Source organism: Pedobacter sp. (assembly GCF_965227205.1).
In the GTDB taxonomy this organism is placed as follows: Bacteria; Bacteroidota; Bacteroidia; order Sphingobacteriales; family Sphingobacteriaceae; genus Pedobacter.
In genome coordinates, this window is record NZ_OZ245727.1 from 2,951,674 (window position 1) to 2,965,217 (window position 13,544).

General features: G+C 36.9%; 12 protein-coding genes. 10 read left to right on the top strand and 2 right to left on the bottom strand.

From position 1 onward, the window contains the following. Positions 1-70 precede the first annotated feature (70 nt). The 10 genes from ACO05K_RS12515 (at position 71) to ACO05K_RS12560 (ending at position 10,067) form a co-directional block, all read left to right on the top strand. Positions 71-802, top strand: a complete 732-nt coding sequence (locus ACO05K_RS12515) for an ABC transporter ATP-binding protein (protein WP_421944770.1) — start codon at positions 71-73, stop codon at positions 800-802. After that, positions 795-3,341, top strand: a complete 2,547-nt coding sequence (locus tag ACO05K_RS12520) for an ABC transporter permease (RefSeq protein WP_421944771.1) — start codon at positions 795-797, stop codon at positions 3,339-3,341. The genes ACO05K_RS12515 and ACO05K_RS12520 overlap by 8 nt, the downstream gene beginning before the upstream one ends. Positions 3,342-3,433: 92 nt before the next feature. Continuing rightward, positions 3,434-4,675, top strand: a complete 1,242-nt coding sequence (locus ACO05K_RS12525; protein WP_421944772.1) for a PQQ-dependent sugar dehydrogenase — start codon at positions 3,434-3,436, stop codon at positions 4,673-4,675. 161 nt (positions 4,676-4,836) lie between these two features. After that, positions 4,837-6,102 carry an Hsp70 family protein gene (locus tag ACO05K_RS12530; RefSeq protein ID WP_421944773.1) on the top strand — a complete coding sequence of 422 codons (1,266 nt, stop codon included), beginning with the start codon at positions 4,837-4,839 and terminating at the stop codon, positions 6,100-6,102. 247 nt (positions 6,103-6,349) lie between these two features. After that, complete coding sequence (locus ACO05K_RS12535; RefSeq protein ID WP_421944774.1) at positions 6,350-6,592, top strand: tyrosine-type recombinase/integrase; 243 nt, start codon at positions 6,350-6,352, stop codon at positions 6,590-6,592. A 174-nt stretch (positions 6,593-6,766) separates the two neighbouring features. Beyond that, entirely contained in the window at positions 6,767-7,057 is a 291-nt protein-coding gene (locus ACO05K_RS12540; RefSeq protein WP_421944775.1) for a helix-turn-helix domain-containing protein, read from the top strand. Then, positions 7,057-8,316: a type II toxin-antitoxin system HipA family toxin gene (locus ACO05K_RS12545; protein ID WP_421944776.1), complete on the top strand. Its 1,260-nt coding sequence runs from the start codon at positions 7,057-7,059 to the stop codon at positions 8,314-8,316. Before ACO05K_RS12540 ends, ACO05K_RS12545 begins: the two co-directional genes overlap by 1 nt. 416 nt (positions 8,317-8,732) lie before the next feature. Then, positions 8,733-8,981 carry a hypothetical protein gene (locus ACO05K_RS12550; protein ID WP_421944777.1) on the top strand — a complete coding sequence of 83 codons (249 nt, stop codon included), beginning with the start codon at positions 8,733-8,735 and terminating at the stop codon, positions 8,979-8,981. Continuing rightward, the gene (locus tag ACO05K_RS12555; RefSeq protein WP_421944778.1) at positions 8,981-9,247 is read left to right on the top strand and encodes a type II toxin-antitoxin system RelE family toxin; all 267 of its coding nucleotides are present in this window, start codon (positions 8,981-8,983) and stop codon (positions 9,245-9,247) included. The genes ACO05K_RS12550 and ACO05K_RS12555 overlap by 1 nt, the downstream gene beginning before the upstream one ends. Positions 9,248-9,878: 631 nt before the next feature. Next, entirely contained in the window at positions 9,879-10,067 is a 189-nt protein-coding gene (locus ACO05K_RS12560; protein WP_421944779.1) for a hypothetical protein, read from the top strand. Positions 10,068-10,454: 387 nt separating this feature from the next. On the opposite strand, the gene ACO05K_RS12565 is transcribed toward ACO05K_RS12560, so the two are convergent. Further along, entirely contained in the window at positions 10,455-11,888 is a 1,434-nt protein-coding gene (locus ACO05K_RS12565) for an AAA family ATPase (protein WP_421944780.1), read from the bottom strand. A gap of 486 nt (positions 11,889-12,374) precedes the next feature. After that, positions 12,375-13,517, bottom strand: coding sequence for a serine hydrolase domain-containing protein (locus ACO05K_RS12570; RefSeq protein ID WP_421944781.1), 1,143 nt, complete (start codon positions 13,515-13,517; stop codon positions 12,375-12,377). Between the last annotated feature and the right edge of the window lie 27 nt (positions 13,518-13,544).

Sequence of the window (13,544 nt, forward strand, 5' to 3'; positions counted from 1 at the left end):
TCGTAACATATCTATAATTTCAATCTCTAATTATCAAAAAACAATATCTTTAACAGGCTAAACGCACAATATGTTTGCTGCGTTTAAAGCCAAAGATTTAATTATTCAGCCATTGGAAAATATTCTGAACATCCGAAATGTAAGCAAAATTTATCAGAGTGCAGGACACGAACTTACCGTTTTACATAACATAAACTTAAATATAGAAACCGGCTCAACCGTTGCCATAACTGGTCCATCGGGAAGTGGTAAAACCACCTTACTAGGACTTTGCGCAGGTTTAGACCGAGCTACCTCCGGTAATGTTGAACTTGCTGGTGTTTTGTTAGATAAATTATCTGAAGATGAAAGGGCTTCGGTAAGAAACCAGCATGTTGGGTTTATTTTTCAGAATTTTCAGCTGTTACCAACTTTAACTGCATTAGAAAATGTCATGGTTCCGTTAGAATTAAGGGGTTTAAAAAACATTAAGCCACAGGCGATGGAATTGTTAGACAAAGTAGGCTTGACAGAAAGGGCGCAACACTATCCAATTCAATTATCTGGTGGCGAGCAACAAAGGGTTTCATTAGCAAGAGCATTCTCTAATAAACCTGCCATTTTATTTGCTGATGAACCTACCGGAAATCTGGATGCTGAAACAAGCGAAAAAATTATAAAACTGCTTTTCGATTTGAATACTGATGCAGGTACAACACTTGTTATTGTAACGCATGATTTGGATTTAGCTTCGAGAACAGGCAGAGTTGTAAAAATGAAAGGTGGGCTAATTATAGCCGACGAAAACCCAAGTTATGCATAAGCAATTAACACCTAAACAAAATGTTCCGCTTTCGTGGATTTTTAAAATGGCATGGCGGGATAGTCGTAAAAACCGATCGCGTTTGCTGCTGTTTATTTCCTCTATTGTTTTGGGCATTGCTGCACTTGTAGCTGTTTATTCTTTTAAGGATAACTTACAAAACGACTTAGACAGACAAGCAAAAGAACTTACCGGAGCCGATTTAATTGTTGAAAGTAGAAAAACCTTAAGCAAGCCAACGGAAAAATTGCTTAAAACCATGGGCGATGACCGGGCAACTGAAAGTACATTCGCCTCGATGGTATATTTTGTAAAAGATGGTGGTAGCCGTTTGGTACAAATGAAAGCTTTGCAGGGCAATTATCCATTTTATGGCACTATTGAAACCACACCTGTAAGTGCTGCAAAAGGCTTTTTTAACGGTCGCGAAGCTTTGGTTGATAAAACATTGATGCTCCAGTTTAATGCTAAAACAGGCGATTCGATAATTGTTGGCGATCTAAAGTTTAAAATTGCAGGCGCATTAGATAAAGCACCCGGACAAACCGGAATTGCGGCAAGTGTTGCACCTATTATTTACATCCCACTAAAATATATGGATAAAACGGGCTTGGTGCAAACCGGGAGCCGCATTAACTATAAATTTTATTATAAGTTTAATAGTGAAGATAAACTCAATGCGGTTATAAAAAATCTTCAGCCTAAAGCAGAAAAAGAAAGCTTTGATTTAGATACTGTTGCAGAACGAAAAGAACAAACCGGACGTTCTTTCAGAGATTTGAACCGCTTTTTAGCGCTAACCGGGTTCATTGCATTGTTGCTTGGCTGTGTTGGTGTAGGTAGTGCAATTCACGTTTATATTCAAGAAAAACTTTCGGCAATTGCCACATTACGTTGCATGGGTTTAAAAGCCTGGGATGCATTTTATATCTACCTGGTACAAGTTTCTGTTATCGGAATTATTGCAGCAGTAATTGGTTCTGTATTGGGTACGTTAATACAATTTCTTTTGCCAATTGTATTAAAAGATTTCCTGCCGGTAGAAATTACAATGCAGATTTCATGGTCGGCCATTGGGCAGGGCTTGTTATTGGGCTTAGTTATATCGGTACTCTTTGCTTTGCCATCACTTTTATCGGTTAGAAGAATTTCGCCATTAAATGCTATTAGAGCAACTTTTGAGGGTAATTCAAACAAAAAAAGAGATTACTTGAAGGCTTTTGTTTATCTATTAATGATTGCTTTTGTAGCCGGCTTCACTTATTTGCAGATGAAAAGCTGGATTCAAACCTTAGCCTTCACCATAGGGATATTAATTGCGTTTTTATTATTGATGGCTTTATCCAGCCTTTTAATGTATCTGGTTAGAAAATTAATGCCTGCATCTTTAAGTTATTTGTGGCGACAAGGATTTGCTAACTTGTATCGTCCGAATAATCAAACCCTAATGCTCACCGTTTCTATTGGGCTTTCGACAGCTTTTATTTGCACTTTGTATTTTGTTCAGGGCATATTGATAAACCGCGTTACGCTTTCATCCGGAACTAACCAGCCAAACATGGTGTTGTTCGATATACAGACTTCGCAAAAGCAAGCTGTAACCGATTTAACCAAATCATATAAATTGCCATTGATGAATCAGGTTCCGGTGATTACCATGCGGATTGAAGAAATAAACGGTAAAAAAGCAGGGCAAGATAGCACCAATACAAGGGCTTTTAGAAACGAACTCAGAGCTACTTATCAAGATACTTTAACCGCTGCCGAAAAAATAATTGAAGGTAAATGGATACCAAAAGTTAATGGTCCTAATGATGTAATTTATATTTCCTTAGACCAGAATTTTGCACGAAGCATAAAAGTTAAGGTTAATGACAAAATCACTTTTAATGTACAAGGAATGCTTTTGCAAACCGTTGTGGGTAGCTTACGCGAAGTGAACTGGACCAGATTACAAACCAATTTCAGGGTTGTGTTTCCGGCAGGTGTTTTAGAACAGGCACCACAGTTTCATGTATTAATGACAAGAATACCAAATAGTGAAACTTCGGCAAGTTTTCAAGGAAACGTTGTACGTAAATTCCCAAACATTTCGGTTATCGATTTAGGTTTGGTATTGAAGCTTTTAGATGAAATACTGAGCAAAATAGGCTTCGTAATTCAATTTATGGCAGGTTTTAGCATGATAACCGGATGGATTGTTTTAGTATCAGCTGTGCTTACCAGTAAAAACCAACGTATTAAAGAAAGTATTTTACTTAGAACAATGGGCGCAAGCAGAAAGCAAATATTAGCCATTAACGTTATTGAATACTTTTTCCTTGGCTTACTTGCTGCAGCGGCAGGTTTAATTTTAGCCTTGGCAGGAAGTTGGGGTTTGGCTAAATTTAGCTTCGATTCAAATTTTGTTCCTCCCCTTTTACCTACTTTAATATTATTTACCAGTGTTGTTACGTTAGTTGTTATTACAGGATATTTAAGTAGCAGAAGCATATTAAACAAACCGCCTTTGCAGATATTAAGGAATGAAGTAAACTAAAGAATAAAAATTCCATCTATTCGTTAGAACCTTTTAACAACATGAGTGTTAAAGTATTACCATCTATTATGTTAAACCTAAAATTTGAAAACATGATTAAGTCAAAACTTTACTACTCACTACTTGCAGGCTTGCTGCTTATATTCACTGCGTGTTCTAAAGTAGATGATGGAGGTGTTGAAGAGCCTGGACCTGAACCAGCAACAGGGCCCGGAGTAGAAACTGCTGCCCCAAACACAAATTATAAACCTGCGTTTACGGGTCAAACACGAGTTGGCAAAGTGGTTACAACAACTGCATTTCAAGGAACAGCGATTGCGTCAGGACTTTCATCGCCCTGGGGCATAACTCCATTACCTGATGGAAGATTATTGATAACCGAAAAAACCGGAACGATGCGCATTGCAACCGCCACCGGAACTTTGAGCGCTGCAATAACCGGCATTCCGGCTGTCAATTCTTCAGGGCAAGGTGGTTTATTAGGACTTTGTATCGACCCGCAGTTTAGCACAAACAGAATGGTTTATTGGGTTTTCTCTCTTAATTCGACTGGAGGAACACAAACGGCAGTTGCTAAAGGACGTCTTGCTGATAACGAACGTACCATTGAAAACGCAACGATTATATATAGGGCTAACCCAGTTTACAATGGCACGTTGCATTACGGAGGAAGAATACTTTTTGATCGTACCGGAAACTTATTTGTAAGCACTGGTGAACGTTCGGATTTAGCAACCAGACCATTAGCACAATCTGTTTCGGCAGCTTTGGGTAAAATTGTTAGAATTACAACCAGCGGTGCAGCAGCAGCTGGTAATCCAACTTTTAGCGGTTCGGGTGCTTTGCCAGAACTTTACAGTATCGGCCATAGAAATCCTCAAGGGCTTGCAATACACCCAACAACTGGTGATTTATGGCAAAGTGAGCATGGTCCTCGCGGTGGCGATGAGCTTAACAGAGTACAGGCAGGAAGTAATTACGGTTGGCCAACTATTACATACGGTATTGAATATGGTGGGGCAGCAATAGGTTCGGGCATTCAACAGCAAAACGGAATGGAGCAACCTGCCTATTACTGGGACCCGGTTGTATCGCCAAGCGGTATGACTTTTTACAAAGGAAACCGCGTACCAGAATGGCAAAACAATCTTTTTATAGGCTCATTAAGCGGAACACATATTGTTAGACTTGCTATAGAAAACAATCGCATCATTAGCGAAGAGCGTTTACTAGGTGGTGAAGGACAACGTTTCAGAGATATTACTCAAGGAACAGATAATGCGTTATACGCCGTTACAGATGGCGGAAGGCTATATAAAATCGATAAACAGTAAATTTTCAGTTTTATAAAAATTTCAACAGCTACCTAAATCAGGTGGCTGTTTTTTGTTGCAGGCTTTACCTAAATTTAATGTTTTATCGATTGGAGAATCCCTCAATTTTTCATACTTTCGCAGCCCCGCCAAAATTTCTGTTATATTAAATCTTCTTCAAAATGAGTAAATACCTTTATGGAATCGACTTCGGAACAACTAACTCTGCGCTATCTATATATGATGAGCAAAAAGCAGAAATTATTGATACGATAATTATTCCATCGCTGATTTACTTTCCCGAGAATCATTCGCTTGCTGGTGAACAAAAATATGTTGTGGGCGAAAAGGCGATAGAAACCTATCTGGAAGACGGTATGAAAGGGCGTTTTATCAAATCGATAAAACAGATTTTATCAAGAAGCAGTTTTACAGAAACATTGATTCAAAACAAGCGTTACAATGCATCAGACCTTGTTGCAATTATCTTAACTGAACTAAAATCGAGAGCTGATAAAATTACCGGAACAGATTGTAAAAAAGCCGTTATTGGCCGACCTGTATTCTTTGATGATGACAGCAGTCAGAAAGATACATTAGCGCAAAACCGTTTAAATAAAGCAGCAGAAAAGGCTGGTTTCAATGAACTTAGATTTCAATTTGAGCCTATCGGAGCAGCATTTGCCTATGAGAAAACCATCAACAAAAAAGAAAATGTTTTAGTTGCCGATATTGGTGGTGGAACGACCGATTTTACTTATTTGGTTTTAGACCCCGATAAAGTTGGAAGTTTGGATAGGAAAAATGATATGATGGCAACGGGTGGTATTTATATTGGCGGAGACAGTTTTGATTCGGCTTTTATGTGGGAACAAGGCACACCACATTTCGGCAAAAACACGCAGTATGAGGCTAGTCCGGGGAAAAAATTACTAGTACCAAAATCTTTATTTGCGAATATTTGTACCTGGGATAAAATGAACTTTTTTAATGGTTTGAGAATCAAAAAAGACATTGAAAACTATTATTACTATTCAGGAAACGACCCTAAATTTAAGAACCTGATAACTTTGGTTGATAACAATTTAGGCTACTCGGTTTTTCAATCTATCGAGCGTACAAAAATTGAACTTTCGTCGCAAGATAAAAGTAATTTCTACTATAAAAACTTAGGCATTTATATTGATGAAAGCATCAGTACAGAGTATTACGATTCCATCATCGACAAAGATTTGAACCGAATTAATGATTATTTGGATGAGTTTTTAAGCAAAAACAACATCAATCCTAACGAAATAAACAGTTTGTTTTTAACCGGAGGAACGTCACTCGTTCCGGCGGTGCAAAATTTATTTAAAACACGTTTTCCGCACATTAATTTAAACTCTGGCGATAACTTTAAAAGTGTTGCCAAAGGTTTAGCGTATAGTGGCTATCTTTTTAATTGAGTTAATGCCTGTGTGTTTAAATATCTGATGTTCTAAACCATTGTTTTCTGAATTTATTTCAGAATCTATTATGATTATCGCTTTATGGTTTGGATTACTTCACTGCGTCCCGTGTTCGTTTATTTCGGGTTTAAGTGCAAAGGCTTGTGCAGAAAAATCCTTTCAAAATGGTATTGTTATAAGTTAAATAGCCTTGATATAGCGAAAATCCTTGTTGTAGCTCAAAACTTTTAAACTCCACAAACTTTTGCCAAAAGATTGTAGTATTGTCAGGCACACTTTCGCAACCACTATTACCCTTTCAAATGGTGTTCCGATTGAGACTGTATCCCAGATGCTTGGGCACGATAGCCTGAAAACAACCCGACATTATGCGAAGGTGGTCGATACGAAAGTTAGTACTGAGATGTCTGCACTACAGGAGAAGATTCTGAAGCGGAATAAGGATCAAAAATTTGATGGTTTGAAAGTTATGAAACTCTTTAGGTAAAGATGAAACAGCTAACAATGGGTAATATTATGCGCATTTGGACAATTATTGGGCATAATATTATCCATTTATTTTTATAAATCTCAAATTTTGTTAGGAGATCGTATGATATGAAAATTTCAATGAGCGTTATTATATCCATTATGAGTATATTTGGGCATAATTATACTCATTATGAAATCGAAGAAAGTTGCTATATTCCCAAAATATAAAATAATTTGGGATCAGTTAGGCGAAAACATCAAACTTGCCAGGAAGCGCAGAAAGTTAACTGCAATTCAACTTGCAGAACGCGCTGCTATTGAAAGAGCAACTCTTCGTAAAATTGAACGGGGGGATCCTGGAGTCTCTATGGGGTCATATTTCAACGTACTTAAGGCACTGAATCTGCATGAAGATTTCCTTAAGTTGGCAGTAGATGATGAACTTGGTAGAAAACTTCAAGACTTAGATTTGTTAAAGTAATGGTAGCAACAAAGACAGATATATGGGTATATGCTCACTGGAAAGGCATGGATGCCCCACAGTGCATAGGTGTGATTTCTGCTCAGCAGAGTAAAGGACATAGGATATTTGGATTTGAATACGACCGAGGTTGGCTAAAGTCTGATCAGTTGTTTTTGCTTGATCCTGAAATCGGTTTATATTCAGGAACCCAATACCCTGACAAAAAAGACAATTTTGGTATATTTATGGATTCGATGCCGGATACCTGGGGACGAAAGCTTATGTTGCGTCGTGCTGCGCAAACTGCTTTTGCCAAAGGGGACGCGACGCCGAAACTATACGAAATTGATTTTTTATTGGGCGTTCATGATGCTTCCAGGATGGGAGCATTAAGGTTTAAGCTAAATCCCAACGGACCTTTTCTTGATGATAACAAGGATAATCCTACTCCACCAATTACTCATCTCCGGGAGCTACAGGCAAGTGTCAAAGCTTATGAAGAAGATGAGGAAGGGAAAAATGGTAGTGATTGGATTCCAATGCTTTTTGCGCCAGGGTCATCGCTGGGTGGAGCAAGGCCAAAAGCAAATGTTGTTGATTTGGATGGTCATTTGTGTATTGCAAAGTTTCCCTCAAAAGCTGATATAATTGATAAGGCTGCATGGGAATACTTAGCTTACAAACTGGCGACCAGGGCAGGAATCAATATGCCAGTTTGTACACTTGAAAAGGTAAAAGGACCCTATCGTACATTCTTATCCAGGCGGTTTGATCGGGATATGGGTGAGCGTATTCATTTTGCTTCAGCTATGACTATGACAAAAAATAGTGAGGATAGCATTAGAGATGCTACTCCTAGTTATCTTGAGATAGCAGATTTTATACAGCGTTATGGATCGAATATAGAAGAAGACCTGCATCAATTATGGAGAAGGATAGTATTTAACATAGCAATCTCCAACACGGATGATCATTTAAGGAATCATGGCTTTTTATTGACAGCAAATGGATGGATGTTATCGCCTGCGTATGACATCAATCCCTCAGTAGATAAAAATGGATTGGCTCTTAATATTGATATGGACAATAACGCGTTGGATTTCGATTTGGCTTTAAGTGTTGGCGAATTGTTTCAGCTAAAAGAAAATCAAATGCACCAAATCATTAAAGAGGTTTCAATAACTGTAAAGGATTGGCGAACGATAGCTACTAAATTGGGAATATCCCGGGCGGAACAAGAAGAAATGTCTCCCGCATTTAGAATAATTACTAAATAGTGAAAGAAATCATTATAAATATGTTGACCAATTAGTGATCTGCAAATTCCCCAATTCAGGGAACAAAACTCACCTGCAAACTTTCGATCAGAATCCAGTATCTACTAATCCGGTTCTTCGCCACTGTTGGTGAAAATCCAGGGGTTCAGTTTGCAGGCATGTTCCTATAACAAAATCAAAACATATTTAAGAATCAAATTTCCTTTGAGTCACAATTAACTTTTTTTATTCACTATAAGTGCTGAAGAACCAATTTCAGCGAAATCTCCACGCTGTGTATTAAAATCTTTTCGAGAAACAAGGAAATAAAAAAATGCAGAACAATAAAAACCTTAAAAATGAAACGAAATAATATATTATATACATTTTGTATATAATATATTATTGTCTATATTTAACTTAATAAAAATTTTGAAATGAAAAAGAACATTGATATTGACGAAAGTCTTTTAACTAAATTAAAAATATTGTCTGTTTTTGAAGAGGTAAGTGTTAAATCAGTTATGGAAAAGGCTGTTTCTTTTTATGTAGAATATAGAGAAAAAGAACGCTTGAAGACTTTGTCTGAAGAAGATAAAGAGGATTTGGGTTTACTATTACTTATGCAACAAGCTGATAGAAATGATGTAGTAAGTCGTGAGGAATTAATGAAGGCTTTGGACTAATGGAAATTATTATCTTACGAAGTTTTCTAAATGATATTAAGAAACTAACCGATAGAAAATTGAAAGATAAAATCAAAGAATTTATTATTGATATTGAAAATGCTGAGAGCTTAGAAGAGCTTTCAAATATTAAAAAAATGAAAGGTTTCTCTACAGCTTATCGTTGGAGAATTGGGGATTATCGATTGGGGTTTTATAAAGATGAAAATACTATTGAGTTAGCCAGATTTGTAAAAAGAAACGACATTTATAAGATATTTCCTTGATGAAGATCAGACAATATAAAATCTCAAAAAAAAATCAATTGGTCAACAGGCTGTTGACCAATTAAAAGTTAGGAGAATTCTAGTATAAAAATCACCACACCTGGCTGATTGTTCCTTCAATTGCAACCAAAAGATTTCGTCAAAAAAACTATAACGCAATCAACGTCTCAACTTAATAAAAATCCAGAAAATTAGAGGTTAGAAAAGAAGGTCAAAGAATATTGAAGATTGGGTACACACCAATTTGATTTACAATAAACACTACTTCTTTAAAAACCACAAGGATTATTGTGAAGTTCTCGTGCACCCTTGGTGCGATATCTCCATTATCAACAGCGCAATTCCTGAGCCTAGGAGAAAAAATAGAAGAAAAATTATCGCAGGATTACTCGATATCTATGAATCTTGGAAGGCCGAATTAGATACCTTAACTAAAGACTATTACCTAAAAATTTGGTTATTCGAACCTTATATTTCCAAATCACAGATCGTTTCTGCAATTGATGAGAAGCTGCACTTTTATAATAATACTTTCCACCAATCGAATCCTCCGAAGGCATTCGGATTTAAAAATTATGGTGAATTAGAAGAAAGAATTAAACAATACCAATAGAAATCTTTCGAACATGAAATGACTATAGAAGATGATCACTTAGGTAAGCCCGAAGACTATCGTAACCTAAAGGATTACAATGAAACGAAAAAGTGGTTTGGTAAAAAACTTGAAAAACCTCACCGTACGTTTACTCTAACAGAAAATGGTATTGAAAGAACTTTCAATGCATTTCCGCAAGGAACAATTTGGATTGGAGGCAGATAAGACTAATCACAATGTTACGCATAGTAAATTTCGATAGATATTAACATTCATCTCACAAAACGAAGGTATCCATTTCTTATTTATATTTTCTTCCACCTATTAATTATATGCACCAAGTACAGCAACGGAGAAAAAAGCAGTACAGTATTATACGTTTTAAAGTGATAAAGGTCCTAATGATGTTTGGTTCCGCAAAAATTAATCCCTATAAATCGTCACGAAATTAGCTTACATAGATTAATAATTTGAAATAGAATTAAGGTAGATGTTGAAATTCCTGTAACAGAATTAGGGTAAATGCATAAGGTGTTTACCTAAAATTTTGTTTTTTTAGTGGACAAAACAATTTAATAAAAACAGCATTTTGAATCCTTTTGATACCTTGTACTAAGGCACAAACAAATCATCCATGGTAACTACGTTCTGTACCAGGCCAATAGAATACATATTGTCTTTGGTGCCATAGGTTGTAACCATGGCTAGAAAAAGTGCTTTTTTAGTTTTACGCTCCCGACGAAATATATCAAGTTTGTTCTTTAACTCAGTAGCATAGGTTTTATCTATGGCAAACTCAGCATTTGAGAACTTCATTTCACATATGCTTATCACGTTATCCGCTCTGTCCAACAAAAGATCGATCTGTGCACCATTTCCATCTTTAGGAGAGTGCCGCCAAGCTGATGTTTCAGTGAACACTCCAGAAATACCCAGCGCTTGCTTAATATTGTCCGTATGCTTCATGCAGATCCCTTCAAAGGCATAACCACTCCAACTCCTCCAGGAAGACGTTGATGATTTTTTTAACCATGTACCAGCACCGGTGGCTCGGGAATGTTCAATAAATTTAAGGTAGAAAAGGCTGTATTCATCGCTAAGCTTGTAAATGCTCTGATTGGCATTCTTCTGGAAAGGCAGGTGCGGAGTAATGAAGCCAGACTCCACAAGTTCCTCAAGTAAAAGACTGGTAGTACCCCCACTCTGTAGGTTGCATGTCTGTATGATTTCGTTTCTTGTCAATCCAGATGGTTTATCCGCGAGTGCCTTAACTATGGAAATATGCCTGTCTGCATTTTCGAAAAGAGAGCGGTATAGGTTTGCGAATTCTGTTGAAAGGGGACCATCCTTTGTGAAGCAAAGCCTGTCAATGACCTGGGTAGCACTTTCCCCTTTTTTTAGTCCTTTCAGGTAATGGGGGACACCGCCCATTGCCATAAAAATGGTTAGCACCTGGTAACGGTCAATATGGATATTATTACTTTTTAGGTACTGTTCTGTCTCGTGCAATGTGAAAGGTAACAGACGGATTTTACGCGTTAAGCGATTGTGCAGGCCTCCTTTGCTATTGACAACTTTTTTGATCATCCAAGTGGCAGCAGATCCACAGATAGTAACAATCAGGTTTGGCTGTTGAGAGGCCCATTGGTTCCAAAAATATTCAAATGCAGAAAGAAATCCAGATTTATGCGAACTTAGCCAAGGGAACTCATCAAAGAAAATTACAGCTTTTCTTTTTTTAAGTATAGGGGCTGCAAATTCCCTGAGTTGCCAGAAAGCTTCCGTCCAGTTCTTAGGAGCTGCAGGAGTTAATCCTGAGCCTAATGCATCTGCGATAGCCTTGCTAAAATTGAGTAATTGCTCGCTAGCATTCGCGTCGTGAACTCCCGACAGTTCAAAAATGAGCTGTTTCTGGAAGACCGATCGGATCAAGAAAGTTTTTCCGACTCTTCTCCTGCCAAAGACTGCTAAGAGCTCTGATGAGGACGAAGCAAGCGCCTCTGACAATATTTTCTTTTCCGCTATTCTTCCGATAAGCAATTCCATATTTCTTCTTCTAAGAGATTAACATAATTTTATCCGCAGCCAAAACATTGTTCAAATATAGCATTTTGGCTGCTGATAAAAAAATATCTTCAGCCAAAACGTATATTAAATCAATTAATTTGGCTGTTGATAGATAGTTTTTTTGTTTTAATAAAAATTCCTTTACTCATGGCGATTTAGTAAGCCTAGTTTACAAAAATTAGTTTTTTCGGCTTTCTTAATACTATTTAGCTTATTATGGCTTAATGATTTTTCTTGTGTTAAACAAATTCATTTCGTAAATTTGGGTAATAACATTTGAGCCCAATAATAATCATTTTGGATAGTTAGTGAGTCGTAATTGTGTTTGCAAGCAATTGTTAATCAGAAGGTTGTTTGAATAAGGCTTGTTCTGGCTTCGTCGGGACTACTCTAACCGATAGGTACTGACTTTCCGCTGCAATTTTTTTGGTAAAATGAATTTTTACAGATGACAGATTGTTTTAACTATTTAATCAAATTATTGTACACGCAATTTATCGCGGCTCGGCTAAAATCAGGAAAACCATCTGTATAAGTTGGGTTGCAGCCGTTGGTAATAATCACAATTCCGAAGCCTTCTTTTTTAGAAAAAAACATGGTACTGTATAATCCATAGGCAGAACCAGTGTGCCCGGTAAGTTCAATTCCCGGTATAACTTTACTTGTTTTAAGCAAAGCCAAACCATATTGCTCAGGTTCAGAAACTTTTGTCTGCATTAATTTAGCACTCTTTTTTGAGATAATTTTTACACCTGCAGACGTACCCAAATTCATGTGCATCGTCATATATTTTGCTAAGTCTACAGCCGAAATTTTCATTCCGCCAGTTGGCGAAAAAATTGGTGTACTGTAACCCATAACATATTTACTAATTTCTTCGCGGCGTGGTGCATAAGCTTGTGTAGCTTCAGTAAACATATTGGTTTTTGCATTGTACTCATACAAACTTGCAAACCGCGAATTATCTAAAGAATCGACACAATAACCGCCATATAATTTTAGTGGATTTACGACGTGATTTTTAACGTATTGATCGAAACGTTCTCCAGATAATTTTTCAATTAGCGTTCCAACCATATTATAATTCAAGTTGCAATAATCGTAAGTGCTTCCGGGTTCGTTGTCGCTGTAGCATTTTGCCCAGTCTGGATTTTTATCAGGATTTATAACGTTTAAGCTTAAATAACCCTGACTATCATTTATACCTGAGGTATGTGACATCACCATTTTAAGTGTAATTACTTTATTCGGAAACTTCGGATTTCTAATTTTAAAACCCATCAAATCTCCAAAATCATCTGATAATTTAACTTTCCCGGCTTCAACCAATTGCATAATGGAAGTTGCCGAAAAAGATTTTGATATTGAGGCAATGCGAAACAAATTCTGTTCCGTTAGCGGTTCATTTCTCTCAATATTTTTTAAGCCGTAAGCTTTACTGAAAACCACATCATTACCTTTAACAACGGCTATTGAAACACCTACATTTTTATAGCGTTCCATTATATCTTTAAATTCATTTTCGAATTTTGCGTTCTGACTAAATACCTGCGTATCGGCAAACAAACAAAACAGGAATAGACAGATGGAACTTAGCTTAATTTTCATTATTGATAGGGGTTGAATTTAATTGTG